This is a genomic window from Tessaracoccus sp. ZS01, from assembly GCF_022342445.1.
Taxonomy (GTDB): domain Bacteria; phylum Actinomycetota; class Actinomycetes; order Propionibacteriales; family Propionibacteriaceae; genus Arachnia.
The window spans coordinates 1-24,317 of the sequence record NZ_PQFE01000005.1; the positions used below are offsets into that span (position 1 = coordinate 1).

Annotated in this window: 22 protein-coding genes, 1 tRNA gene, 2 pseudogenes and 1 riboswitch; of the genes and pseudogenes, 10 read left to right on the forward strand and 15 right to left on the reverse strand. The window is 72.5% G+C overall.

From position 1 onward, the window contains the following. The 6 genes from C3E87_RS07045 to C3E87_RS07070 all read left to right on the forward strand — a co-directional run. The coding region (locus C3E87_RS07045; protein ID WP_143570936.1) for a L,D-transpeptidase at positions 1-941 on the forward strand (941 nt) is incomplete at its 5' end. A gap of 105 nt (positions 942-1,046) precedes the next feature. After that, positions 1,047-1,134: transfer RNA gene (locus C3E87_RS07050), tRNA-Ser, on the forward strand. A gap of 93 nt (positions 1,135-1,227) precedes the next feature. Beyond that, positions 1,228-1,911 carry a hypothetical protein gene (locus C3E87_RS07055; protein WP_076061041.1) on the forward strand — a complete coding sequence of 228 codons (684 nt, stop codon included), beginning with the start codon at positions 1,228-1,230 and terminating at the stop codon, positions 1,909-1,911. Then, complete coding sequence (locus C3E87_RS07060; RefSeq protein WP_076061043.1) at positions 1,908-2,774, forward strand: hypothetical protein; 867 nt, start codon at positions 1,908-1,910, stop codon at positions 2,772-2,774. The genes C3E87_RS07055 and C3E87_RS07060 overlap by 4 nt, the downstream gene beginning before the upstream one ends. After that, a complete protein-coding gene (locus tag C3E87_RS07065) occupies positions 2,771-3,595 on the forward strand; it encodes a hypothetical protein (protein WP_076061045.1) in 825 nt (274 codons plus the stop codon). The genes C3E87_RS07060 and C3E87_RS07065 overlap by 4 nt, the downstream gene beginning before the upstream one ends. Beyond that, positions 3,592-4,224: a 2'-5' RNA ligase family protein gene (locus C3E87_RS07070; RefSeq protein ID WP_076061047.1), complete on the forward strand. Its 633-nt coding sequence runs from the start codon at positions 3,592-3,594 to the stop codon at positions 4,222-4,224. Before C3E87_RS07065 ends, C3E87_RS07070 begins: the two co-directional genes overlap by 4 nt. On the opposite strand, the gene C3E87_RS07075 is transcribed toward C3E87_RS07070, so the two are convergent. Together C3E87_RS07075 and cobT are read right to left on the reverse strand one after the other, a co-directional pair. After that, positions 4,181-4,939: an adenosylcobinamide-GDP ribazoletransferase gene (locus C3E87_RS07075; protein ID WP_076061310.1), complete on the reverse strand. Its 759-nt coding sequence runs from the start codon at positions 4,937-4,939 to the stop codon at positions 4,181-4,183. The two genes, C3E87_RS07070 and C3E87_RS07075, sit on opposite strands and share 44 nt — an antisense overlap. Next, positions 4,936-6,536, reverse strand: a pseudogene (gene cobT, locus C3E87_RS07085) (nicotinate-nucleotide--dimethylbenzimidazole phosphoribosyltransferase). The gene C3E87_RS07075 and the pseudogene cobT overlap by 4 nt, the downstream one beginning before the upstream one ends. Positions 6,537-6,562: 26 nt before the next feature. On the opposite strand from cobT, the gene C3E87_RS07090 reads away from it, so the two are divergent. Further along, positions 6,563-7,294 (forward strand): cobalt-precorrin-6A reductase, encoded by a 732-nt coding sequence (locus C3E87_RS07090; RefSeq protein ID WP_076061054.1) that lies wholly within the window; start codon positions 6,563-6,565, stop codon positions 7,292-7,294. Here the strand turns inward: C3E87_RS07090 and C3E87_RS07095 are convergent. The 7 genes and pseudogenes from C3E87_RS07095 to C3E87_RS07125 form a co-directional block, all read right to left on the reverse strand. Further along, positions 7,273-9,665: pseudogene (locus tag C3E87_RS07095) on the reverse strand (cobyrinate a,c-diamide synthase). The gene C3E87_RS07090 and the pseudogene C3E87_RS07095 overlap by 22 nt on opposite strands. Then, the gene (gene cobO / locus C3E87_RS07100) at positions 9,659-10,204 is read right to left on the reverse strand and encodes a cob(I)yrinic acid a,c-diamide adenosyltransferase (protein WP_076061056.1); all 546 of its coding nucleotides are present in this window, start codon (positions 10,202-10,204) and stop codon (positions 9,659-9,661) included. The pseudogene C3E87_RS07095 and the gene cobO overlap by 7 nt, the downstream one beginning before the upstream one ends. Next, positions 10,201-10,788, reverse strand: coding sequence for a precorrin-6Y C5,15-methyltransferase (decarboxylating) subunit CbiT (cbiT, locus tag C3E87_RS07105; RefSeq protein WP_076061058.1), 588 nt, complete (start codon positions 10,786-10,788; stop codon positions 10,201-10,203). Before cbiT ends, cobO begins: the two co-directional genes overlap by 4 nt. Beyond that, on the reverse strand, positions 10,785-11,582 hold the full coding sequence (locus C3E87_RS07110) for an energy-coupling factor ABC transporter ATP-binding protein (protein WP_369819260.1): 798 nt from the start codon (positions 11,580-11,582) through the stop codon (positions 10,785-10,787). Before C3E87_RS07110 ends, cbiT begins: the two co-directional genes overlap by 4 nt. Beyond that, positions 11,567-12,313, reverse strand: coding sequence for a cobalt ECF transporter T component CbiQ (gene cbiQ / locus C3E87_RS07115; protein WP_076061062.1), 747 nt, complete (start codon positions 12,311-12,313; stop codon positions 11,567-11,569). The genes C3E87_RS07110 and cbiQ overlap by 16 nt, the downstream gene beginning before the upstream one ends. A 4-nt stretch (positions 12,314-12,317) precedes the next feature. Beyond that, a complete protein-coding gene (locus tag C3E87_RS07120) occupies positions 12,318-12,629 on the reverse strand; it encodes an energy-coupling factor ABC transporter substrate-binding protein (protein WP_076061064.1) in 312 nt (103 codons plus the stop codon). After that, entirely contained in the window at positions 12,622-13,296 is a 675-nt protein-coding gene (locus C3E87_RS07125) for an energy-coupling factor ABC transporter permease (RefSeq protein WP_076061066.1), read from the reverse strand. Before C3E87_RS07125 ends, C3E87_RS07120 begins: the two co-directional genes overlap by 8 nt. A 211-nt stretch (positions 13,297-13,507) precedes the next feature. Here C3E87_RS07125 and C3E87_RS07130 point away from each other — a divergent pair, with 211 nt between their 5' ends. The 3 genes from C3E87_RS07130 (at position 13,508) to C3E87_RS07140 (ending at position 16,516) form a co-directional block, all read left to right on the forward strand. Beyond that, positions 13,508-14,164 carry a precorrin-8X methylmutase gene (locus tag C3E87_RS07130; RefSeq protein ID WP_076061312.1) on the forward strand — a complete coding sequence of 219 codons (657 nt, stop codon included), beginning with the start codon at positions 13,508-13,510 and terminating at the stop codon, positions 14,162-14,164. Next, positions 14,164-14,943 (forward strand): precorrin-6A synthase (deacetylating), encoded by a 780-nt coding sequence (gene cobF, locus C3E87_RS07135; RefSeq protein ID WP_076061068.1) that lies wholly within the window; start codon positions 14,164-14,166, stop codon positions 14,941-14,943. The genes C3E87_RS07130 and cobF overlap by 1 nt, the downstream gene beginning before the upstream one ends. A gap of 169 nt (positions 14,944-15,112) precedes the next feature. Beyond that, on the forward strand, positions 15,113-16,516 hold the full coding sequence (locus tag C3E87_RS07140; RefSeq protein ID WP_083665474.1) for an HNH endonuclease signature motif containing protein: 1,404 nt from the start codon (positions 15,113-15,115) through the stop codon (positions 16,514-16,516). Positions 16,517-16,542: 26 nt separating this feature from the next. Here the strand turns inward: C3E87_RS07140 and C3E87_RS07145 are convergent, their stop codons facing one another. From C3E87_RS07145 to C3E87_RS07170, 6 genes are all read right to left on the reverse strand, one after another. Beyond that, on the reverse strand, positions 16,543-17,757 hold the full coding sequence (locus tag C3E87_RS07145) for a CbiX/SirB N-terminal domain-containing protein (protein WP_076061072.1): 1,215 nt from the start codon (positions 17,755-17,757) through the stop codon (positions 16,543-16,545). Then, positions 17,754-20,195 carry a precorrin-3B C(17)-methyltransferase gene (gene cobJ / locus C3E87_RS07150; protein WP_076061074.1) on the reverse strand — a complete coding sequence of 814 codons (2,442 nt, stop codon included), beginning with the start codon at positions 20,193-20,195 and terminating at the stop codon, positions 17,754-17,756. Before cobJ ends, C3E87_RS07145 begins: the two co-directional genes overlap by 4 nt. Then, positions 20,192-21,022, reverse strand: coding sequence for a precorrin-4 C(11)-methyltransferase (cobM, locus tag C3E87_RS07155; protein ID WP_076061076.1), 831 nt, complete (start codon positions 21,020-21,022; stop codon positions 20,192-20,194). Before cobM ends, cobJ begins: the two co-directional genes overlap by 4 nt. Further along, positions 21,019-21,777 (reverse strand): precorrin-2 C(20)-methyltransferase, encoded by a 759-nt coding sequence (gene cobI / locus C3E87_RS07160; protein WP_076061078.1) that lies wholly within the window; start codon positions 21,775-21,777, stop codon positions 21,019-21,021. The genes cobM and cobI overlap by 4 nt, the downstream gene beginning before the upstream one ends. Before the next feature lie 27 nt (positions 21,778-21,804). Next, positions 21,805-21,936, reverse strand: a riboswitch (cobalamin riboswitch). 15 nt (positions 21,937-21,951) lie between these two features. Beyond that, on the reverse strand, positions 21,952-23,382 hold the full coding sequence (locus tag C3E87_RS07165; RefSeq protein WP_076061080.1) for a cobyric acid synthase: 1,431 nt from the start codon (positions 23,380-23,382) through the stop codon (positions 21,952-21,954). Further along, positions 23,379-24,317 (reverse strand): cobalamin biosynthesis protein, encoded by a 939-nt coding sequence (locus C3E87_RS07170; protein WP_076061082.1) that lies wholly within the window; start codon positions 24,315-24,317, stop codon positions 23,379-23,381. The genes C3E87_RS07165 and C3E87_RS07170 overlap by 4 nt, the downstream gene beginning before the upstream one ends.

The window sequence follows — 24,317 nt, forward strand, 5'->3', positions numbered from 1 at the left end:
CACCCACACCCACCCCGACGCCCACGCCCACGGTGCAGCCGAAGCTGACACCCGAGCAGGCCGTCTACGTCACCCCGGGCTACCACCTGGTGGCCGGCCGCTACTGGTACACCCAGTGCGAGATGTACTCCTCGACGACAGTGCGGTGCCGCACCAGCATCTACGCCTCCACGGTCTTCCAGAAGGACGGCCAGTGGTTCACGCAGAACGCGTGGGTGTTCAACAACCTGACGTACCTGCCGTCGCCGCGCTCCGTGTGGGCCAACAACCCGTTGGGCAGCACCGGCGAGTGGACCGCCACGGACGGCCGCAAGTGGCGCTCCGAGTGCGACACCGCAGCCACCGGCCGCGGTGCCTGCCGCAGCTACGCCGTCGCCACCACCGCGTCGGTGGCCACCGGCCAGGTGACGCAGAAGACAGACTGGGTGTTCAACGGCATCGTCAAGTTCGACAGCCAGTACAGCCCGTGGGTCAAGAGCATCCCCGCCAGCAACCCGCGCCCGGCCGGCGTGCCGTACCCCACCGCCCCGGTGCCCGTCGTCACGCAGCCGCTCGTGCAGTCCGGCTTCCGGCTGGACCAGCGCTGCATGACCGGCCGCGCGTTCTGCGTCTCGAAGGACCAGAACAAGATGGCCTGGGTGATCAACGGCAAGGTGCAGACCATCGTCGACGTGCGCTTCGGCAGGACCGCCACTCCCACCCGCAACGGCGCCTTCAAGATCGGCTGGAAGTCGCGTGACCACTTCTCCAGCATCTACAAGGTGGACATGCCGTTCGCGCTCTTCTTCGACGGCGGCATCGCCATCCACTACTCCGCCAACTTCGCCCGCGTGGGCTACAGCGGCGGCTCCGGTGGGTGCGTCAACGTGCGTGACTACGCTCAAATGGAGCGCTTCTTCAACATCGCCCGCGTGGGCGACAAGGTGATCGTCTACAACTGATCCACCCTCCCCCAGGCACTTCGACGGCGCGCCCACCCGGGCGCGCCGTCGCTGCTTTCCGGCCGGATTTGAGGCTGGGCGCGCAACTCCGGTAAGTTTCTCCCTGGAGGATTCGCCTAGAGGCCTATGGCGCTCGCTTGGAAAGCGGGTTGGGTTAACGCCCTCACGAGTTCGAATCTCGTATCCTCCGCCATCAGACCCCCGTCCGGGCTTCCCGGGCGGGGTCTTGGAGTTCCCGCCTACGCGCTGGTCACCGAATGACCTCGAAGTTTGGCAAGCTGGGCCCATGGACGGCCTCCTGGATGACGACTTCGACCCGCTCGCGCCGGTCCACGTCGCAGACCCCTCGAACGAGGTGGGAGAGGAGGAGGCCGCCAACTCCATCGCAGACCCCCAGCGGATCGTGCGGCTGTGGTTCGAGGACGGCCGCCTGACCAGGGTTTCTGTCTCCCCCATCTGGCACCGCAAACTGGGCGAACACCGCACCCTGGGCACCGCGTTCGCGGCGGCGCTGGCCGCCGCGCGGATCCGCATCGCGGAGCCGGAGGAACTGCCGGAGCCGGATCTCGACGGCGTGGACTTCTCCGGTCTGTGGCGCTTCGGCCCGGATCCTTTCACCACGTTCCAGTTGGCGTTGGAGAACGTCAACCAGCGCTGGCAGGCGGCGGCCCAGCGGCACCTCGAGCACCCGCCCGCTGCGTCGGAACCGGTGAGCGTGGTCCAGGAGGGCGCCTTGGGGGTGCGGCTTGACGAACAGGGCCACCTGGTGGCCGTCGAGTTCGACGAGGACTGGCTGGACGAGGCGGACGTCCGCGAGATCAACGACGGTGTGTTGAGACTCGCCCAGCAGGCCTACGCCCGCTACGTTGCCCCCTCAGACGCCGCCGGCGAACTGGCCGCCATCACGCGCGAGCATGAGATTCTGATGGCCGGCCTCCGCCGGATGGTGACCGGAAGGGATCCAGCATGACCAGCAACGACGAGCTCTGGGATCAACTCACGTTCCGCGTGACCCGCTCCCAGGTGGGCGGCGTCCGTGCTGAGGACGACGACCTCCTCGCCACGGCAGACCTTCTCGAGGCGACGATCAATCCCCACCGCGGGGCCCAGGCCGGCATGGGCGGCGGCGGCTCCCCCGGGATGATGCCTCCCATGATGATGGGCGGCGCCGGCGGCGCGGCCGGTGGTGCCGCCGCCCCCGCAGGCGGCCTCGGCGCCGGCGGGCGGCTGGCGGACCCGGCTGCCGGCCCGCTGTCCGTCCCCGCGTCAGCACCGGCGGCAGCGGGCGTCCCCGGCGACGCCACGGCCCTCCCGCGCCAGAGCGGCGGAGCGGGCGGCGGCACCGGTGCCGGCGGCATTGCCGGCGGCGCAGGGCCCGCTCCCCTCGCAAGCGGCGGCGGCCCCGGTGTCGAACCCGCGGCGGCAGCGGAGGTTGCGCCCCCCGTCGAGCAGGCCAGCGAGGTGGCGGGGCTGGCGATGGTGGCCGGTGAGACCGCAACTCTCGGGCGTGCGGTGGCGGTGGCGCCGGCGTCGGAACCGCTCGACGGGTTCGAGGCAGACCCCACGCAGTTGCACGGGCTGGGAGAGCGCTGGTCAGGGCTTGCCGAGCAGGTCGCCGGATTGTCGCGGCATCCCGAGGCGGGTATGGGGCTGTTCGATGACGCCCAGCAGGCGCAGCACTCCCTCAGCCAACAGCTGGACTCATGGCGCACCGGCGCCGTGGAGGAGTTCGAGGCGATGGCCGAGCGGCTGCACGTGACGGCGGCCCGGTACGGCCGCGTCGACGATGAGGGAGTCGCCGAACTGCGCCGCACGGAAGGGCTGGACGCATGACCACCCGGACGCTCGTGATGAGGCTGGCACAGGTGCAGGCAAGCCTGCTGCGCCAGCAGGACGCCAACGCCATCGCCCCGAAGGCGGACTTCGACGCGGTGCGCGACGCGACCTGGGGGCTGCAACGCTCGGCTCAACGGGTGCTGGACGCGGATCTGAGGCAGAGCCGCGAGGCCGTCGCGGAGATCGCCCGTCAGCACCCGGAGATGCAGACGATCATCGGCTACCTCGTGGCAGACGGCGAACGAGCCGCCAGGGCGGATCTCGAGGAGGCGGTGGGCGAGCTGCGCAGTGCAGTGAACAGCCGGCTGAACCCCCATTCCCCCGTCCCCACCCGGCTGGAGACGCAGCAGGGTGAGGTGCTGGCGCAGGCGGACCACCTCGACGAGGCCCTCCGCACCGCCCAGGAGCTGCAGGATTGCGGCACCTGGCAGGGCGAGGCCGCCCAGGCGTACCGCACGTCGGCGGACACGCAGGCCAACGCGCTGCAGGAGTACGCGGCGGTAACGCGCGCGTCGGCGGAGTACCTCGGGCAGGCCGCGCTCCTGCACCGCGCCACCTTCTTCCTCTGCGCGGAGTCCCTGAAGGCCGCCGCCGCCCAGGTCGACGTGCTGGTCGCCGGGGATGCGGGGCACCTGTTCGCCCGCACGCGCCGGGCGATCGCGGAGGTGAACCGGGCCACCTCCCAGCTGGGCCGCGACCTCGACGGGGCCCTGCACGGCACCCCCGCACTGGATCTCGCCCGGGGACTGGAGGACCTGGTGCGGGGCGCCGAGCTCCTCAAGGGCAACTGGCCGCAGGGCGGCGAACCGCCGAAGTGACGCTGCACTCCATCGCGTGCCACGACCGCGACTTCACCCAGTGGCGCGGCGGCGCGGACCACGCCCTGATCTGGGCCGTGCTGGCTGACGTCGACGACGTGCGCGCCGCCGTCGACTCCGCCCGCGCCCACTGGGCCGACGTGCTGCTGCCGCGCTATGACCGCCAGCCCCACATCACCGTCGGCTACGGCGGGCCGGTGCCGAAGCCCGGCGCCACCCCGGAGGATGAGCCGTACACCCCCGAGCGGATCGACGCGGACCGGGCCGCCGTCGAGGCGTTGGGCCTGGCGCCGTTCGAGGTGCGGATCGGCGGCTGGGACACGTTCCAGATGGTGCCGTACCTGCGCGCGGAGGCACCCGAGTTGCAGGCCGTGGCCCGGGCGCTCCGGGAGGACCGACGGCGGCCGTACGTGCCGCACGTGACCATCGGGCTGTACGCGGTGTCGGCGCCGCTGAGCGAGTTGGCCGGGCGGGCCGCCGGGTGGGAGTCGCCGTCGATCGCGCTGCCCGTGACCCGGCTCAGCCTCCTGCGGTACGACGCGGCGGACGTGGCAGGGCCGCTGACGGAGGTGGACGCGATCGACCTCAGGCGGCCAGCGCGAACGCCACGAGGAACACCGTCTGGATGACCTCGATCAGCGAGCCGAAGGTGTCGCCCGTCCAGCCCCCCAGCCGGGTCAGGAGGTGCCGGCTCCAGAGCGCGCCGACGAGAGCCGCGGCCGCCAGGCCGATCGCTGCGGCGAGCAGCGTCTGGTAGCCGCCGGCCCACCAGGCACCACCGAGGACGACGACGGCGACGGCGACCAGGGTGATCGCCGCGGTCCTGAACTTCGTGACGCCCACGAAGAGCGCCCCGAAACCCTGCTGCCGGGCCGAGAGTTTCGAGACGCTCGCCACGGTGATGCCCAGCCGACCCGCGGCGGCCGCGGCCGCCAGCGCCACCCCGCCCAGCAAGGGAGTGGGCATGGAGGCGAGGGCGGCAGCGTCGATCAGCAGCACGAGGACGAGGGTGGCCACCCCCATCGGTCCGATGTCGGAGCGGCGCATGATCACCAGCGCCTCCGCCGGTGGGCGGCGGGAGCCGAGGCCGTCGGCGGTGTCAGCCACCCCGTCGAGGTGCATCGCGCCGGTGACTCCGGCGAGGAGCGCAAGGCCGAGCATGGCCCCCAGGAACGGGCCGGCGAGGTGCCAGGCGCCGAACACGACCGCTCCCCCAGCGGCGCCGATCAGCAGCCCCAGCCAGGGGAAGGCGGCCATGGCGCGGGCAGCGAGCCGGCGGTCCACCTCGAACGCGCGCACGGGGATGATGGTGAACAGCCCCGTGGCCGCGCCGAGCGGATTCATGCCCACCGCTTCGCGATGCCGGCCACGCAGAACCAGACCTCGTCGACGGCCGTGGCAAGGCTGGCGTTGAGGCGACCCAACTCGTCGCGGTAGAGGCGCCCGGAGGCGGTGGCGGGCACCACGCCCAGACCCACCTCGTTGCTGACGAGGATGACGCTGCGGCGGGTGGCGCGCACCGCCTCGACGAGGGACTGTGTCCGGGCCGCGACGGTGTCGCGCCAGCCGGGCGCGTCGTCCCAGGCCCCGGCCTCGAGGAGGACGCGGTCGAACCAGACGGCGACGCAGTCCACCAGGACGGGCGCCTCGTCGTCGGCCTCGAGGACGGCGCCGATGTCGAGGGTCTCCGTGGTGCGCCAGGTGCCGGGCCTGCGCTCACGGTGGAGGGCCACGCGGTGCGCCCACTCGGTGTCGCCGTCGCGCAGTTCGGAGGTCGCCACGTACTCCACGTCGGCGACTCCCGCGAACTGGGCCTCGGCCCAGGTCGACTTGCCCGATCGGGCCCCACCCAGCACCAACGCGGTGCCACCACCTGTGAACTGCATCAGCCCTCCGAGACGCCTGCGCTGGCGAAGGTCGCCATCTCGCTCAGGATACGGGCGGCCGCCTGGACCATGGGCAGCGCGACGGCGGCGCCGGACCCTTCGCCGAGGCGGAGGCCGAGGTCGACGAGCGGGCGGAGCCCGAGGTGCGTGACGGCGGCCTGGATGCCCGGCTCGGCACCGGCATGGCCGGAGACGAGGTAGCCGCGCACGTCGTCGTTGAAGGCGACCGCGACGCACGCCGCGGAGCACGCGATGACACCGTCGAGGATGACCGGCACCCGGCGCGAGGCGGCGCCCAGGATGAACCCTGCGATGGCGGCCTGCTCGAGCCCGCCGATGGCGGCGACGGTGCCCAGCGCGTCAGTGGAGTCGGGCCGGTGGAGCGCGATGCCGCGCTCGATGACGTCCACCTTGCGGTTCAGCATCTCGTCGTCGGCGCCTGCACCGCGGCCGGTGACAGTGGCGGCGCCGGTGCCGGTGAACACGGAGATCAGAGCGCTCGACGGCGTGGTGTTGCCGATGCCCATCTCGCCGGTGAGCAGGCACTTCGCCCCGCCGTCGATGGCCTCGAGGGCTGTCTCGATGCCCACCTCGACGGCGGCGCGGGCCTCGTCGAGCGTCATGGCGGGTCCCTCCGTGAAGTCGGCGGTGCCGGGGCGCACGCGGCGGTTCCGGATGGCGGGGTGCTCGGGTGCGTCGTTGGCGACGCCGACGTTGGTGACCCAGACGGTGGCCCCGGCCTGGCGGGCGAGGGCGTTGATGGCCGCGCCACCGGCTCCTATGTTGAGCATCATCTGCACCGTGACCTCCTGGGGCCAGGGGCTGACACCCTGCGCGCAGACACCGTGGTCGCCGGCGAAGAGGCCGATCACGGCGGGCTCCGGGATGGGGGGCGGGCAGACGCCGGCGATGGCGGCCAGCCGGTTGCCCACCGTCTCCAGGTGGCCGAGGCTGCCGGGCGGCTTGGTCAGCTGGTTCTGGCGTTCCTCAGCGGCGGCCAACGCCTCCGCGGAGACGGGCTGGATGGCGGCGAGTGTGGTGTCGAGCAGCGACATGGGTTTCCTTCGGGTTGGATGGTGGGGTGATCTTGATTCTGGGCGGCACCGCGGAGGGGCGCCGGTTGGCGGCCGCGCTAGGGGGCGGGGCCGTGCTCTCGTTGGCCGGGCGGACGGAGGACCCCTTGACGGTGGGCGACACCCGGCGCGGCGGCTTCGGCGGCGCCGAGGGCTTGGTGTCGCACCTGCGGGAGCACCGCGTCGAGGCGGTGCTGGATGCGACGCATCCGTTCGCCGCCACCATGTCGGCCAACGCCGTGGCCGCCTGCGCCCGGGCAGGGGTGCCGCTGCTGCGTGTGGTGCGGCCCGGCTGGGGCGGGCACCCCCTCGCAGCGACGTGGCGCTGGGTGGATTCGCACGCCGAGGCCGCGGCTGCGGCTGCCGAGGGCGAGCGGACGGTGCTGCTCACCGTGGGGCGGCAGCACACCGTCGACTATGTGCCGGCGCTGGCGGGGCATCGCGTGGTCGCGCGGGTGGCGGAGGCTCCCTCCCAGACCCTTCCGGCGGGCTGGGAGGTGCTGACTGTCCGCGGGCCGTTCACCGTTGACGGCGAGCGGGAGTTGTTCCGCCGGTACGGGATCGGCGTGGTGGTGACCAAGGACTCGGGAGGCGCGGCCACTGAGGCCAAGCTGACCGTCGCCGAGGAGTACGGGGCCGAGGTGATCGTGCTGCGGCGGCCCGACCTGCCGCGGGCCGACGAGGTGGCGAGCGTCGAGGACGCCTTGGCGTGGGTCCGTCACCGGCCCACCGCCACCTGACGCAGGGCGGCCACCAACTGCGCGTGCACGCCGGGTGTTCGAACGGCGAGGCGCAGCCAGGTGGGACCGAGGCCGGGGAAGGTCTCCCCGCGCCGCACGGCGAAGCCTCGCTGAGCCAGCGCTCGACGTGGCCCTTCCATGAGCAATGGGATGGGGTCGTCGGAGGTTTGGGGTGCTTTCCTCGGCGTGTCGCGCCGTGACCCCGTCCAATTGCTCACGGTGTCGACCAGCACGAACGGGGCGGCCCCCGGCACAGGGTAGAGGCCGAGATCCGTGAGGCGCATGACGAGGTCGCGACGATGGGCAGCGGCGTCCCGCGCGAGCCCTGCCGCCTCCGCCTGGGCGCGCGGGGTGAGGCAGGCGAGCGTGGCCCGGATGGCCGGGGTGGAGACGGACCACGGCGGCTGCTGACGCTCGAGCGCCTCGATGAGGGCGGGGTCACCGACGACGTAACCCGCGCGGAGACCGGCCAGCGCCCAGGTCTTGGTGAGCGACCGCAGCACCAGCCGCCCGGGCATGCTGGGCGCGATGAGCGTCTCGGGTTCGCCGGGCACGGCGTCGAGGAAGGCCTCGTCCACCACCAGCACCCCGGCGCGCAGCGCGGCCAGGTCAGCCCCGGAGTGCAGCACCGCCGTCGGGTTGGTGGGGTTGCCCACCACGATCAGGTCGGCCGGCGGCACGACGCCGGGGTCGAGTTGAAAGTCGCTCTCGGGGGTCAGTACGTGGCGCTGGGGTGTGCGGCCGGCGGCCAGCAGAGCGGCCTCGGGTTCGGTGAACTGCGGATGCACGATCAGGGAGGAGCCGGTGACGGCGCGGGCGATGAGGGTGAAGGCCTCGGCGGAGCCTGCCGTCGGGAGCACCATCGCGGGGTCGACGCCGTGGTGCTCCGCGATGGCCAGCCTGGCGGGTTCCGGGTCCGGGTAGGCGGCCCAGTCGGCGTCGCGCATGATGGCCTCCACCAGCCACGCCGGGGTGCGGGGCTGACGGACGTTGACGGCGAAGTCGATGAGCCCCGGCGCGAGATCCTTGTCGCCGTGGTGCCACAGGTCCGTCATGCGCCCACCGCCTCGGCGAAGCGGGCCGCGAGTTGCGGGTGGCCGGCCCAGTGGACGTGGAGGTAGGACGCGTGCAGCGTGGCGGTGGCAACGCCGTCGGGGTCCGGGAGCAGCCAGGCGGGACCGGCGGCTGGACGGTTGAGGAGCCGGGTGCGGTGGAACTCGTGGCCGGTGATCCCCTCCCCCGGGCGGCCCAGCAGCGAGGCGCGCTCCGTGGTGGCAGTGCGGTACCCGACGGTGAGCCGGGGTGCCATCGCCGCGTCCGCCTCGATCGCACCTGCCATGGGGACGCCGTCGAGGCTTCGGCAGAGGTACAGCAACCCGGCACATTCGGCGACCGTGGGGAGGCCTGAGCGGACGGAGTCGCGGATCTCCCCCATCAGGGTGGCATTGGCCGCCAACTCGGCGGCATACATCTCGGGGAAACCGCCGCCCAGCCAGAGCCCGCGGGTCCCTGCAGGGAGGGAGTCGTCGAGGAGGGGGTCGAACTCGACGACGCGGCAACCCGCGGCGGCGAGCAACTCGTCGGTCTCGGGATAGCGGAAGGTGAAGGCCCGGCCCCCCGCCACGGCGATGGTGGGCGTGCCCTCCACTCCGCAGCCCGGATCCGGGCGCCATGGCACCACGTCCAGGGGTGCTGCGGTCCTGGCCACCGCCAGCACCGCGTCGAGGTCGACGTGCGCGGCCACGGCCTCGCCCATGGCGGCGATCTTCGCGTCGTCGCGCTCCGCCGCCGGCACCAGGCCGAGGTGCCGCGACGGCGCCTCGATCTCGAGGTTGCGCGGCAGCACGCCGAGCACCGGCAGGCCCACCTCCTCGACTGCGGCCCGGGCCTCCGTCGCGTGGCGGTCACTGCCCACCTGGTTGAGGATCACCCCCGCCACGCGGATTGCGGGGTCGAAGCGCGCCATCCCCAACGCCACCGCGCCGACGGTGCGCGAGGTGTGCCGGGCGTCGATCACCAGCACGACGGGGGCGGCGAGCAGCCTCGCGACATGGGCCGTCGACCCCTCGCCCCTCGTGCCCAGGCGACCGTCGAAGAGGCCCATCACGCCCTCCACCACGGCGACATCGGCCCCCTCGGCCCCGTGCCTGAACAGCGGCGCGATCAACTGCTCGCCGCACAGCACCGGGTCCAGGTTGCGCCCGGGCCGCCCGGTGGCGAGGCCGTGGTAACCGGGGTCGATGTAGTCCGGCCCCACCTTGAACGGCGACACCGTCAGCCCGCGCGCCCGGAGGGCCGCCATCAGGCCCGTCGCGACGGTGGTCTTCCCGCTGCCCGACGACGGCGCGGCCACCACGATCCGGCTCACCATTCGATGCCCGCCTGCCCGCGCTGGCCCTGCGTGAAGGGATGCTTCACGGGCACCATCTCGGTGACGAGATCCGCAGCGTCGATGAGCGGCTGTGGGCACCGTCGGCCGGTGATGACCACGTGCTGCGTGCCCGGGCGCTCGTGGAGCACGGTGAGCACCTCGCCGAGGTCCACCCAGCCCCAGGCGATGGGGTAGGTGAACTCGTCCAGCAACCAGAAGCGGTGTCGCTCCTCGGCGATGCCTTCGCGGATCCGTGCCCATCCTTCGCGCGCCCCGGTCTCCGGGTCAGAGGCGGTGTGGGCCCGCGACCAGCTCCAGCCGGTGCCCATCCTCTCCCACGTGACGTCGCCGGGCAGCGCCGCGAACGCCGCCTGCTCCCCGGTGCGCCACTTGGCCGACTTCACGAACTGGTACACGCCCACGCTCCAGCCCTGTGCCCAGGCGCGCAGGGCCATGCCGACGGCGGCGGTGGTCTTGCCCTTCCCGTCGCCCGTGTGGACGGCGAGGACGGGCCGGTTGCGCAGTTCCTTCGTGCTCATCGCTGCAGCGCCCACGTCACGACGGTGCGCGCCGGGGTCCAGCCCAGCAGGCGACCGATCGGCTCGGCGTGCTCGACGCCGACCCTCGCCAGCGCGCCGCCCCACCGTCGATGGGCCGCGACGCACACCTCTTCGGCCTCCACGGTCACGCCGTGCACGACGATCCGGCCGCCCTCCGGCAGCCGGCCGATGGCCTGTTCCACCAGGGCGGGCGTCGCGCCGCCGCCGATGAACACGGCGTCGGGGTCCGGCAGCTCGGCGAGCCCGTCCTCGACGGCGCCCCGGACCAGCGTGTAGCTCCCGGCCGGCGCCAACCGCCGGGCGTTGGCCTCCGCCCGGTCAGCCCGCCGGTCGACCCGTTCCACAGCGACGCAGCGGCAGCCTTCCGCCGCGCGGCACCACTCGATGCCCACCGACCCGGCGCCGGCGCCCAGGTCCCACAACAGTTCACCCGGCATCGGCCGCAGGTGCCCGAGCGCGCCTGCGCGCAGCGTCCGCTTCGTGATCAGCCCGTCGTGCTCGAAGACCTCCTCCGGCAGGCCGGGGGTGCGGCCGAGGACGGTGCAGTGCGGGTCGTTGATCATCGTGCCTCCAGCAGAGCGGTGACGTCGTCGAGGTGTCTGGGGGTGCCGGCCAACCCTAGGCGGCCGGCGAGCTCCAGCGGCCACGGGCGGTGGAGCCGGGCGGCGGTCAGCAGCGCAGCGTCGTTCAGCAGCGACACCGGCCCCTGCCGCACCCGGCCGTCCACCACCACGGCGACCTCGTCGGCCCAGGCCAGCGCGAACGCCACATGGTGCGTGGCCAGCAGGATCCCGGCGTCGAGGCCGTCCAGGGCCGCGAGCAGTTCGTGGACGCCCTCGGGGTCGAGGCCCGCGGTGGGTTCGTCCAGCAACAGGTAGTCGGGCCGCATCGCGACGGCGCCCGCGAGCGCCACCCGCTTCCGCTCGCCGTAGCTGAGGCGATGCGTCGGCCGCGCGGCGAGGTGCGCGATGCCCAGTTGCCGCAGCGTCTCGTCCACCCGCACTGCGGCGTCGGTCTCGGACAGTCCCAGGTTGAGCGGCCCGAACGACACGTCCTGGCGCACGTCGGCGGAGAACAACTGGTCGTCGGGGTCCTGCAACACGAGCTGCACGCGGCGACGGTGGGCGCGCAGCCCGGCCCGCGACCGCTGCAGCGGCTGACCGTCGAGGAGCACCCGGCCGGAGCGCAGTTCCAGGGCCCCGGCCAACGACTGCAACAGCGTGGTCTTCCCGGACCCGTTGGCGCCGAGCAGCGCCACCTTCCCGCGCCCCACCTGGACAGACGCGCCGGCCAGCACGGGACGTTCCGGGTAGGCGACCGTGATCTCCTCGGCAACCAGCATCACGCCACCGCCCAGACGGCGAGCCAGATGCCGACGACGAGCGCGGCGTCGCGCAGCACGCTCAGCCCGGCAGCGCCCGGGGCGGGCCGCAGGGTCGGCAGGTCCTCCTCGTAGCCGCGCAGCGCCAGGCCGTGCTGCAGGCGCGTGGCGCGGTCCCAGGTGCGCAGCAGGACGGTGCCGGTGGCGTCGGCGGCGTAGCGCAGCCGGCGGGTGAACGGCGCGTCGGCGGCCAGTCTGGCCTGCTGCGCCTGCTGCAGGGCGACGGCGGTGCTCAGCAGTACGAACACCAGCCGGTACATCAGCTCGGCGATCTCCAGCAGCGGTGCCGGGATGCGCAACCCGCGACACCAGGCGAGCAGGTCCACCATGGTCGTGGTGGTGACCAGCAGCAGCAGGGCGAGCGTGCCGGCGACGCCGTGCGCCAGCACATCGAGCGCCCTGGCCCCGCCGTCGGGTGCCCACGAGAGCACGGCAGAGCCGCCCACCTGCACGGCGAGCGGAAGGACCCCCACGGCGATGAAGACCACCGGCGGCACCGTGACGAGCGCCACGAGGGAGGCCCGGATCCGCGCGGAACCCAGCATCAGCGCGACGGCGACCGCAGCCACCAGCGCGGACCCGGGCCAGGCCGGGGTCACCAGCGCCGTGAGGACCAGGGCGAGCGACAAGGCCACCCCGATGCCGACGGGACGCGCGCGCCACGGCGACCCCCAGGCCGCGTCGTCGACCGTCGCCAGGTGCGCCATGGCCCTACTCCTCCGTCGCGTCGGGAGGGACGCGACGACGGGTCAGGCGGCCCAGCAGGAACCCGAGAACGACTCCCCCGACGCCCGCCTGGATGGCGAAGAGGCCGGCCTCCACCTCCGGCCCGTAGCTCGCGGGCGAGAAGAGGGGCTCTGCCCAGGGCTCGGCGGGGAGCATCGCCCCCACCGTCGCATCCGTTCCCTCGAAAGTGGCGCCGTCGGGAGCGAAGACCACCGCGAGGAGGTAGCCCACCACCAGCGCGGCGATGAGGGCGATGACGGTGACCAGCTCCCAGGTGCGGAACCTCCCCCTAGACATGGGTGCCCTCTCTGAGCAGGCCCAGGCGCACCAGTTCGGGGCGCGCGGCGCGCGCCAGGAACCCGAAAACCAGGACGCCCAGCACGCCCTCTGCCGCGGCGAGGGGGATCTGCGTGAGCGCGAACACCGTGGCGAACTTGGTGAAGGCTGCAGCGAAGCCGCCCGCAGCGTCGGGGTACGCCAGCGCCAACTGCGCGGAGGTGACCAGGTACGTGGTGAGGTTGGCCACGAACATGGCGCAGCACACCGGCAGCCATGCCGGCGGGCGCAGGGCCCGGACGAGGCGGAAGGCGCCGTAGGCGGCCCACGGGCCGGCCACCGCGAAGGAGAAGATGTTGGCGCCGAGTGTGGTGAGGCCCCCGTGCGCCAACAGCAGCGCCTGGAACAGCAGCACCAGCGTGCCGATGAGCGCCATCACGGACGGGCCGAACACCGCGGCACCCAGCCCCGTACCGGTGGGATGCGACGATGAACCGGTCACCGACGGCAGCTTGAGCGCGCTCAGCACCAACGTGAAGGCACCGACGGCGGCGATGAGCAGTTTGTTCTCCGGGCGCTCGCGTGAACTCCGCACCACGGCGACGGCGCCGTGGATCACGAACGGTGCGGACGCTGCGAACCAGGCTGCGCAATGCAGCGGTGGCAGCATCCCCTCTGCGATGTGCATGGGGATTCCTTTCGGCCGGGATGTCGCGTCCCGGCGATCGGGTGGTGGGGATCCAGTTCCTGACTCTCCGCCCGGCTGGGCGGTTCACAGTGGCGCGACCGTGCCGGCTCGTTCCGGCTTCCTGGTCTCCTCACGAGGGTTTTTGTGTTGTGTCCCCATCCAACCAGACACCCGTCCCGAGGGCCGCCGGGGGGTGCACTACGGTGTCGGCGTGACCTACGACTACCTCACCGACGGCTCCGAGATCTACCGCGAGAGCTTCCGCATCATCCGGGAGGAAACCAACCTGGAGCGCTTCCCCGACGACGTCAGCCGCGTCGTGGTGCGCATGGTGCACGCCAGCGCGGCCACCGACCTCGCCGACGACGTGGACTTCACGCCGGGGGTCGTGGCCGCGGCCAACGCCGCGCTGCTGGCCGGGGCGCCCATCTTCTGCGACTCGTCGATGGTGGCCACGGGCATCATCCGCTCGCGTCTCCCGCGCGACAACGAGGTGATCTGCCACATCAAGGACCCGGCGCTGGCCCAACTGGCTGCTGACAAGGGCATGACCAAGACGATGGCCGCCATCGACCTGTGGCTGCCCCGCCTCGACGGCGCCGTCGTCGCCATTGGAAACGCCCCCACCGCGCTCTTCCGGCTGCTCGAGATGGTGGCAGAAACCGGGGTCCGGCCCGCCGCCGTGGTGGGCATCCCGGTGGGCTTCGTGGGCGCCGCGGAATCGAAGGCAGCGCTGGCCGCCAACAGCCTCGGCCTGGAGTACCTGGTGGTGCACGGCCGACGCGGCGGCTCGGCGTTGACGGTGGCCGCGGTCAACGCGATCGCCAGCGTGGACGAGCTGACCAACACGTCCCGGCAGGAGGGGTGATGGGCCGCGAGGTGGCGCTGATCGGCATCGGCGCGGGCGACCCGAACTGGCTCACGCTCGAAGCGGTCGCGGCGATCCGCGAACTCGACGTCCTGTTCGTGGTGATCAAGGAGGACGAGTACGAGGAGCCCGTCGCGTTCCGGCGTGACCTGGTGGCCCGGCACCGGGGATCTGATCTTCCCGGTTTGCGCGTGGTGGAGTTGACAGACCCGCCCCGGCCCTGGCGCAGCACGCCCGACTATCCCGCCGCTGTGACCCGGTGGCGGCAGCAGCGCTTCGAGCAGTGGGGCGCCGCCATCGACGGGGCGCTCGGCGCCGACGAAACCGGCGGCTTCCTGGTGTGGGGCGACCCCAGCCTGTACGAGTCGACGCTGGCCATCGTCGAGCGGATCGCGGAAGCCGCCGTCGAACCGTTCTCCGTGCGCGTGCTCCCGGGGATCAGTTGCGTGCTGGCGCTGGCGGCGCGGCACCGCATCCCGCTCAACCGGCAGGGCAGGGCCGTGCAGATCAGCCCAGCGCGGCTCCTGGCCGACGGGCTGCCCGACGGCGTGGACGACGTCGTCGTGATGCTCGACGGTAAGCAGACCTTCGCGACGATCGATCCCGCCGGCATCGAGATCTACTGGGGCGCGTACCTGGGCACGCCGGATGAGATCCTTGTCAGCGGCCCGTTGGCCGACGTCCGGGAGGAGATCACCCGGGTGCGGGCCGACGCCGCGGCCCGTAAGGGATGGATGTTCGACACCTACCTGTTGCGGCGGGTGGGGCTCGACGCCTGAGCCTGCCGCCTGCAACTGGTCGAAGGATACCGACGCCGACCGCGATGCCCACCCGCCCGTGATCGGCCACGTGACGACGGGAATTGTCAGAGGTCAGTGCTAGCACAAGTTGCGTCTGACAACGTGTTTTGCCTTGTTTTAGACCGTGCGTTCCCTTAAAATAGTTCACATGAGCGAAGCGCGGGAACTGATGCAGCAGGGCATCGCTGCGCTCTGGGACGCCGCAGGCTCACTCCTAACTGATTCACCGGCCGCAGAACGGTTGGCCCACATGGTGCACACCGTCACCGAGGCCGAGGCGCAACTGGCCGGTCTGCGACTCCACCTCCTCCATGAGGCCCGCCTCTCCGCCGCCGACGGAGTCGTCGAAGAGGTCCGCCAATCCGTGCGCACCACCACCGGTCAGGCCACCGCTTCGCTGAAGCTCGCGATGGATCTCGGGGAGCGGTTCCCGCTGATCGCCGCGGCGTTGAACGACGGGGAGATCTCGTTGGCGCAGGCCGAAGCGATCGTCTCCGGGCTACGGAAGCTCCCCAACGTTGTGACGCGTGCAGAGTTGGTGAAGTGCCAGGAATCGGTGCTGGCCGAGGTTCGCAACCTCGGCCCGGACGAGTTGCGGGAGCTGGCCAGTCACGTGTTCCGGGTGATCGACCCCGACGGCGCCGAAGCCGAGGACAAGAAGAGGCTCGACGCGCAAGACCGCGCCGCCCACCGCAGCCGGTTCCTGATCATCACCCCGGACCATCACGGGTCGTCGCGGTTCAGCGGCAAGCTCCCCACCGCCCAGGTAGAACTGCTCGCCGCCCAACTGGACGCGGTGACGCCGCCGGCATCCTCGTACCGCGACTCGGATGAGCCGTCGGATCCGGCTGTGCGGCGCGCGGACGCGTTGATGATCCTGGTCCAGACCGCAGCCGCCACCGGGAAGCTCCCCGCCCACGGCGGAGACCGGCCCCAGGTCCACATCACCGTCAACTACGACACCCTGCTCACCGGGCTGGGACGCGTCGACGTCCTCGGCGGCCACGGCCAGGGCGGACTATCCGCCGCCGACGCCAGACATTTGGCCTGCGACGCAGATCTGATCCCCGTCGTCCTCGGCACCAAATCCCAACCCTTGGACGTGGGCCGCAAACACCGCCTGTTCCCCGCCGGGATCCGCACCGCCCTCGCACTGCGCGACGGAGGCTGCGCGTTTCCCGGCTGCACCGCCAGACCTGCCTCGTGTGAGGCGCACCACATCGTCCCCTGGTGGGCAGGCGGAACCAGCTGTCTAGGCAATGCGGTGCTTTTGTGTCCGCACCACCACCGGCTCATCGAACCAGACCCACAACAATCAACCGAATCACAGTGGCAGGTCCACCTCGACCCGGACACCGGAAAGCCGTGGTTCACCCCACCCCGACACATCGACCCAGCCCGCAGACCCAGGCAACACCGCAGGCACCTGCTGCGCGAACTCACCCCGTCAGCCAAGGCACCACCCTGCCCGGACCAACCCGAGCCCCCTGACTTCAACCGGCTCGAGGAACTCATCGCCCGCACCGCCGTAGTCTGGCAACCCGCCCGCTGAGGTGGGGCTGGCTCAGGACACGACGCTCAGGAGTCGGGGTCCGCGACGATGGCAACCACCGCGTCGCGGACCGCGCGGGACAGGCGCGGGTCCCGGTTGCCGATCACCGCGACCGTCAGCCCGTGGGCGTCCGCCGTTGCCGGCGTCCACGCGGTGCCGGCCCGTGCGTCGTCGGCCCGCACGCAGAACCGGTGGTGCGCCTCGGCCATCTGGGAGGCGGCGCGGTTCGCCGTCGGGTCATCGGTGGCGGCGAGGATGTACCAGGCGTCGCCCAGGTCGGAATCGAGGAACGCCCGCCGGATCCATTCGAACCGGCCCTCCTCAGCGAGCGCCCGCAGCGCGGGCGTCAGATGGGGCGCCACCACCCTCAGCCGCGCCCCGGCCTCCAGCAGCCGTGGCACACGGCGCTCCGCGACCTTGCCGCCGCCCAGCACCAGCACGTCTCGGTTGCGCAGCAACAGCCCCGCCAGATAGGTGGGCGACCCATGCGGCGGCGCCTCCGGCAGCATCTCCAGGTAGCGCTCCACCACCACGTCGGCCAGTTCAGCGCACGCCCCGATCACGTCGGCCACCCGCACCTCGGCATCTGGGTGGGCGGCGGCCCATTCGTCGGTCTGCCGCTGCGTCCAGGTGCTGAGCATGCCGGGGAACAGCCAGTGCCCCATCACCACGATGCGGCGTGCCCCCGCCGCGTACGAACGATCCAGGGCGGTGGGCAGCGACGGGCGGGTGACCTGGATGAACGCCGGTTCGACGTCGGCCCACTCCCCCCGCTCCAGCAGCATGCGAGCCAGGCGCACGTGATCGGCGTTCGCGTCCGGCACCAGGGCGCCACGGCCCACGAACACGACGCTGGTCTCGGCAGGGGCCCAATCGCCGCGGGCCGCGTGGAGCCGGCCCTCGACGGCCTCCATCAGGCGCGGATGCGGGCCCAGATGCGCCGCGTAATCCACGTGCGCTGAGGGCACCGCCGAGCGAGCCTCCGCAATGAACTCCGGGATATCGGAGCGCACGTGCCCGCCGGTGCCCAGCATCAGCGGGACGACGACGGCGCGCGGCCCATGCTGCTCCAGTGCCTGGGTGAGGGCTGCGGTGATGGACGGCTCAGTGAGTTCGACGAACCCCACGCTGACCGGCACGCCTGGCACCCTTTCGCGCACCAACTGGGCGAGTTCCAGGCACGCCTCCACTCCCGCTTCGAGCCGCGTGCCGTGGGCCGCGATCAACAGGGGGGTCCTCATGCGTTGTCCTTGGGGTGTAGTTCGGGCGCCGGTCCTTGGTGAGCCTGCAGCTCGTTCACGGTGCCCTGCTCCTCCAGAACCACCGACCCTGTCCGGTGTATTCCCTGCCCCTCTGGAACCGCCGGATCCATCCAGGTGTAGTCCCGCGGGGTGACCATCAGCTGGCGCCCCCCGCCGGACGTGACGTACTTCGTCGACGACGAGCCCACCACGACAAGGGAATTCATGTCCACCCACTCGGGCCGGAACTCCGCCAGCGTACTCAGGATGACCTTCTGCCGAGGTCGCTCCGCCTGCTGCACCACCGCCACCGGGGTGTCGGCCGGGCGGTGCTCGCCGAGGATCTCCAGGGCCCGCGGGAGATGCGCCACACGCTTGCGGGAGCGCGGGTTGTAGAGGACCGTGACGAAGTCGCCGACGGAGGCGCCGTGGAGGCGCCGCTCAATGGACTCCCAGGGGGTGTGCAGGTCGGACAACGAGATGGTGGCATGGTCGTGGCCCAGCGGCGCGCCGAGGATGGCGGAGACCGCGAGCGAGGCGGTCACGCCGGGCACGACGTCGACGTCCACGCCGTCGGTGCCCTGCTCCAGCACGGGGCTGGCCATCGCATAGATCGCCGGGTCGCCGCCGCAGACCAGGGCGACGTTCTCGCCGGCCCGGGCCGCGTCGATCGCCGAGGCCGTGCGCTCCTCCTCGGTGCCCATCTTCGTGGCCATGATGCGGGCGCCGGGGCGGATGAGGTCGCGGATCTGCTTGACGTACGGGGCGTACCCGACGACGTAGGTGGCCTGCTGGAGACGCTGCTTCGCGCGGGGCGTGAGGAGGTCGCGGACCCCGGGGCCGAGCCCCACGACGCTGAGCCGCCCCCGCGCGGGGATACGGCCGACGGCGCACGTGGCGTCCTGGGTCTTCTGCTTGGGCACGATGAGGTCGGCGCCGCGCGCCATCACAGAGGCCTCCGAGACCGACGGTGTGCCGACGTGCTCCAGCGCGTACTGGCTGGGCGTCGGCACGTCGAAGACGGCCAGTTCCGCGGCTGGGTAGTCGAGGAGCTTGACGCCCAACTGATGGGCGAGCTGGATCAGCCCGAGCTCGCCGGCCTTGGCGTCGATGGTGGTGAGCGCGGTCACCGACTCGAGGGCCAGGTTGTGCTCAGCGAGGGTCGCCTCGAGGAGCCCGCGGAGGTGCTCGGCGGAGGTGCCCTTGTTGCAGCCCATGCCCACCACGAGGCTGGGGGGATGCAACACGACGGTGGGGACTCTTTCAGTCTCAACCAGCGTGTGGTCCGTGACGAGGATGCGGGCGACGGGGCGTTCGGCGTTCTCTGACACGTTGGCCGGCAGCGGCGGCAGCGGCCACGGCTGCCGCTTCTCCACGAGCACCGGCCCGCCGTCGATGATGGCCCGGGTGACGGCCGCGACGTCGCCGGAGTAGGCCCAGCCCAGGGTGTCCAGGGCGGGGATGTTCAGCGCGTCGGTGGCGGTGGTCAGCACCGGCGTGGCGCCTGTGGCCTCGGCGATCCGCCGGGCGAGGTCGTTGGCGCCGCCCGCATGCCCGCCCACCAGCGGGACGGCGAACCGGCCGGCCTCGTCAACGACGACCACGGCGGGGTCGGTCTTCTTGTTCCGCAGCAACGGCGCGATGATGCGCGAGGTCGCTCCCAGGGCGAGGTGGCTGACGATGAGATCGCACCGCTGCCAGGCGGATGCCAGCCCTTCGCGGGCCGGGCCGTCGAAGCGGAGCGTGGGTCCGACGACGCCGTCGATGGCGTCGGCGTGCCGCCGGGCCGCCGCCGAGTTGGTGACCTGACCGATCACGTTCCCTGAGCCGGTCGAAGGGCGGAGGCCCGGGCCGTCGAGGATGATCACGACGTTGGGCTCCGCCACTTCTGCCGTCAGCGCCTCCTCGGGCGAGAACCAGCGCACCCGTTCGTCGGCCTCCCCCAGCCGTTCGGCGACGACGAAACGCACCCCCTCGGCAGGGGCGAGCGCAGCCGCGATCTCGCGCAGGCCGGTACCCGGCCCGGTGAGCACCGCGACCTTCGGGTGCCTGCGCGCCGCGGCCACGGCGTCGTCGATGGGGCGCCCGTGGGCGGAGACCACGACGGCGTCATCCCAGGGCAGCGCGACGGCGGCGAAGGCGGCCGCCACGGAACTCACCGCCGGCCGCACCGAGAGCTCGAAGCCGTCGGCACGGAGCCGGCGCACGATGCCGTGGAAGCCGGGGTCGCCGCTGGCGATCACCAGCGCGTCGGCGCCGTCCGGCAGGGAGCGCAGCCGCTCCAGCGCCGGGGTCAGCGCGCCGAGCACCACCCGGCGCGGCTCCTCCACCCCCAAGGCCTCCAGGTGCCGCCGGCCGCCCACCACCAGCGCCGCCCGCTCGGCCAGCGCAACCGTCTCCGGGGCGAGCTGCCCCAGGTAACCGTGGACGTGGATCATGACAGTTCCTCCGTGACGCCCCGCGTGCCGTGGGCGCGCAGGTCTGCCTGCGCCTGAGGTTCGGCCGCGCGGTACTCGTGCCGGAACCCGGGATGGTAGAGATGCGACCGGGTACTGAGCGGTCCTTCAGCCAGCGCCGGGCCCACCAGGACGACGGTGTGCTTCCACAGCTTGTGCTCGCGCATCGTCGCCGAGAGTTCGTCGAGGGTGCAGCGCAGCAGCATCTCGTCGGGCCAGGTCACGCGGTACCCGACGATGCACGGGGTCCCCGGCGGGTAGCCGCCCGCCAGGAGCTCGTCCTGCAGCACCTTGTTGCGCGCCGCGGACAGGTACAGCGCCATGGTGGCGCCGTGCGCGGCGAACGAGCGCACGGTCTCCTTCTGGGGCATCGGCGTGCGGCCGCCCTCCAGCCTGGTGAGGATCAGCGACTGCGACACCTCCGGCACCGTGATCTCCACCTCCATGCGCGCGGCCGCGGCCGAGAAGGCGGAGATGCCGGGCACGGATTCGAAGTCGAGCCCCAGCTCGCGGATCAGGTCGCGCTGCTCCGCGGTGGCGCCGTAGAGGGAGGGGTCGCCGGTGTGCACCCTGGCGACGGTGAGCCCCTCGTCGCGGGCCCGCTCGTAGAGGGGCGCGATGTCCTCCAGCGAGGCGGAAGCGGAATCGATGACCTCGGCCCCCGGTTTCACGCCCGCGACGATGTCGGGATGCACCAGCGAGGACGCCCAGATGACGATGTCGGCCTCCCCTATCACGCGCGCCCCGCGCAGCGTGATGAGATCAGCGGCGCCCGGACCGGCGCCGACGAACACCACCTTGCCGCTCACAGCGCACCGCCCGTCCCCGTGCGGCGCGGGGCGCTCAGCACGGTGGAGAAGTAGGGCGCCCGTTCGTCGTCGGTCAGGTCGTCCAGCGCCACGAGCCGCTGCCCCTCGAGGGACACGTTGACGCCCAGCACGGCGTCGCGCCCCTCATCCCGGAGCACGCGCACCAGTTCGGGCAGCTTCCGGCCACCCTTGTAGGCGACCACGGTGTCTGCGGCTCCCAACAACTCCCGCACCCGGTCGAGGCCGACGGTGACCGGCACCAGCGCCAGGATCTCCTGCCCCTCCACGAGCGGCGTCTTCGACTCCGCGGCCAGGGCCTGCATCGCTGTGATCCCGGGAATCACCTCCACCTCGACGCCCTGCCGCGACTCCACGACGTGCGCCGCCAGGTACGAGAACGTCGAGTACACCGACGGATCGCCGACGGTGGCGAAGGCCACGCGCTGGGCCCCGCCGTCGAATTCCTCCAGCGCGGCCGACGCGGAGGTCAGCCACGCCTCCTTCCGCCGGTCCGAGACGCCGCTTCGGTCCGCCATGGAGAACGGGATGCGCCGGATCCGCGCGTCGGGCGCGACCTCCGCGACGATCAGCTCAGCCCGGCCCGGACCGTCGCCGGAGGCCTCCGTCGCGGGGACGAGGACGACGTCGGCCGCCCTCAGCGCCAGCGCAGCTTTGATGGTGGTGAGAGTGGGATCTCCTGGGCCGACACCGACGCCGATCAGACGTCGTGGGGCAGGGGTGGGGACGGTGGACACCGTGGCCTCCTGTGGGTTCGCTCGCCCGGACAAAGTGGCCGCGCAGACAGAGTTCCTGACTCACCCGTTAGGGCTCACAGTGGCGGGACCGCCCCGGATTCACACCGGGTTCCTCTGACGCTCTGCGCGTTGGCAGTCATCCTCGCAGACCCCCTTCCGGCGCCGACGGCGGGGTCAGCCGAACGACAGGATGCGCTCCACGTCCGCGTGTTCCTCCAGCGCGTCGGCCACCGCTTCGAGCATCATTTCGCGCCGCTGCGCGAACCCGGGCGCGGCCGACGGCGTCCAGTCACGCCCCGCGGCCTGGGCCACGACGGCGAGCCAGGCCCGGCGAAAGTCGTCTGACTCCAGCGCGCCGTGCCACATGGTGCCCCACGTCTGCCCGACGCGGACGCCGCCGAGGAACTCCTCGCCCCCGGGCGAGGGGCGCATGCGGCCGTGGTGGATCTCGTAGCCCTCCACTGGAATCCCGCGCCACTGACCCTTCGGCCGGCCCAGCACCTTCTCCGCCTCGAACCGCACGTCCACCGGCAGTAGCCCCAGGCCCGGCACGGGGGTGTCGTCGCCGCTCTCGACCGGGTCGACGATGGTGCGGGCCAGCATCTGGAACCCACCGCAGATCCCCAGCACCGGCCGCCCGCCCGCCGCCCTCGCGGTCACCGCCTCGGCCAGGCCGGTCTCGCGCAGCCACGCCAGGTCGTGCAGCGTGGCCCGCGACCCCGGCAGCACAGCCAGGTCCGCCGCGGCCACCTCTGCGGGATTCGTCGTCACGCTCACGTGCACCCCCGGCTCCGCAGCCAGGGCGTCCACGTCCGTCGCGTTGGAGATGCGCGGCATCCGGATCACGGCGACGCTGAGCCCGCCGTCGGCCTTCTCCTCGCCGCGCCACCGGGCGACCTCCAAGGCGTCCTCGCCGTCCACCCACATGCCCGGCAGCCACGGCACCACGCCGAAGTTGCGAAGGCCGCACCGGCGGGTGAGTTCTTCCAGCCCGGGGTCCAGGACGGCCTGGTCGCCGCGGAACTTGTTGATGAGGTAGCCGGCCAGCAGCGCCCGGTCCTCGGAGTCGAGCAGGGCCCAGGTGCCGTAGATGGAGGCGAGCACGCCGCCGCGGTCGATGTCGCCGACGAGCAACACGGGCAGGTTGAAGGCCCTGGCCAGGCCCATGTTGGTGTAGTCGCCCTCACGGAGGTTGATCTCGGCCGGGGAACCGGCGCCCTCGCAGATCACCAGGTCGTGCCGGGCCGCGAGCTCGCGGTACGCGTCGTGCGCGGCTTGCGCCAAGAGCCGCCGTCCGGTGGCGTATTCGCCGGCCCGCAGTTCGCCCGCTGGTTGGCCGCGGAGGATGACGTGCGCGCGCCGGTCGCTGCCCGGCTTCAGCAGCACTGGATTCATCGCGGTCGACGGCGTGACCCCGGCCGCGATGGCCTGCAGGTACTGCGCGCGGCCGATCTCGCCGTCGGCCACCACCATGGAGTTGTTGCTCATGTTCTGGGCCTTGAACGGCACCACGTCGAGGCCGCGTCGCCGCGCCGCGCGGCACAGCCCGGCGGTGATCAGCGACTTCCCCGCATCCGACGACGTGCCCGCCACCAGGAAACTCATCGCCGTCCCCTCCTCAGCAGGGCGAACCCCGCCGCCAGAGCCGTCGCCGCGCCGGTCACGAGCGTGACCAGCTGCGCCGCCTTGCGCACCTCACACGCGCCGGGTCGGGGCCCGTCGCCGAGCAGCCCCCGCTCCTCCACGCGGCTGGCGTACACGTTGCGCCCGCCCAACTGCACGCCGAGGGCGCCGGCCCAGGCGGCCTCGCACCAGCCGCCGTTGGGCGAGGGATGGTTGCCCGCGTCGCGCAGCGTGATGGCCCAGGCGCGCCGGGCCGAGCCGCCGACCGCGGGAGCGAGCGCCGCACCCAGCACCCCGGTGAGGCGTGCCGGCAGGAGGTCCAAGGCGTCGTCCAGCTTCGCCGACGCCGTGCCGAAACGGCCGTAGCGCTCGTCGCGGCGCCCCACCATGGCGTCGAGCGTGTTGACCGCCCGGTGCGCCAGTAGGCCGGGGATGCCCAACAGGGCTCCCCAGAACAGCGAGGCCACGGCCGAATCCGCCGTGTTCTCCGCCATGGATTCGACGGTGGCGCGGGCCAGTTCCGGCGCGTCGAGCTGGGCGGCGTCGCGGCCGCAGAGGTTGGGCAGCTGCGCACGGGCGCGGGCGAGGTCGCCGATCTCCAGGCTGTCGGCCATCGTGTCGCCCTCCCGGGCGAGGCTGCGGGCGCCGAGCACGGCCCAGGTGGCGAGCGCCGTGGCGGCGGTGTGGAGCACGGGGTGCCGGCGGGTGAGCCGCTCGGCCGCGACCCCCAGCGCCACGACGGGCGCCACCGTCGCCGTCGTGTAGACCGCCCCGGCGGCGACGGCGTCGTCGTAGAGGGGGCCTTCGGCGCGGGCGGCGAAGGAGCCGAACCAGGCCACCGGGTGGTGGCGTCGGGGGTCGCCGACGATCTGGTCGGCGAGCACGCCGAGAGCGAGGCCGAGAGCTCTGGAGATCAC

Coding starts and splice junctions, on each gene's coding strand:
- C3E87_RS07055 (WP_076061041.1), top strand. CDS start 1,228: ATGGACGGCCTCCTGGATGACGACTTCGACCCGCTCGCGCCGGTCCAC.
- C3E87_RS07060 (WP_076061043.1), top strand. CDS start 1,908: ATGACCAGCAACGACGAGCTCTGGGATCAACTCACGTTCCGCGTGACC.
- C3E87_RS07065 (WP_076061045.1), top strand. CDS start 2,771: ATGACCACCCGGACGCTCGTGATGAGGCTGGCACAGGTGCAGGCAAGC.
- C3E87_RS07075 (WP_076061310.1), bottom strand. CDS start 4,939: ATGAATCCGCTCGGCGCGGCCACGGGGCTGTTCACCATCATCCCCGTG.
- cobO (WP_076061056.1), bottom strand. CDS start 10,204: ATGAGCACGAAGGAACTGCGCAACCGGCCCGTCCTCGCCGTCCACACG.
- cbiT (WP_076061058.1), bottom strand. CDS start 10,788: ATGATCAACGACCCGCACTGCACCGTCCTCGGCCGCACCCCCGGCCTG.
- cbiQ (WP_076061062.1), bottom strand. CDS start 12,313: ATGGCGCACCTGGCGACGGTCGACGACGCGGCCTGGGGGTCGCCGTGG.
- C3E87_RS07120 (WP_076061064.1), bottom strand. CDS start 12,629: ATGTCTAGGGGGAGGTTCCGCACCTGGGAGCTGGTCACCGTCATCGCC.
- C3E87_RS07125 (WP_076061066.1), bottom strand. CDS start 13,296: ATGCACATCGCAGAGGGGATGCTGCCACCGCTGCATTGCGCAGCCTGG.
- cobF (WP_076061068.1), top strand. CDS start 14,164: ATGGGCCGCGAGGTGGCGCTGATCGGCATCGGCGCGGGCGACCCGAAC.
- C3E87_RS07140 (WP_083665474.1), top strand. CDS start 15,113: ATGAGCGAAGCGCGGGAACTGATGCAGCAGGGCATCGCTGCGCTCTGG.
- C3E87_RS07145 (WP_076061072.1), bottom strand. CDS start 17,757: ATGAGGACCCCCCTGTTGATCGCGGCCCACGGCACGCGGCTCGAAGCG.
- cobJ (WP_076061074.1), bottom strand. CDS start 20,195: ATGATCCACGTCCACGGTTACCTGGGGCAGCTCGCCCCGGAGACGGTT.
- C3E87_RS07165 (WP_076061080.1), bottom strand. CDS start 23,382: ATGAGTTTCCTGGTGGCGGGCACGTCGTCGGATGCGGGGAAGTCGCTG.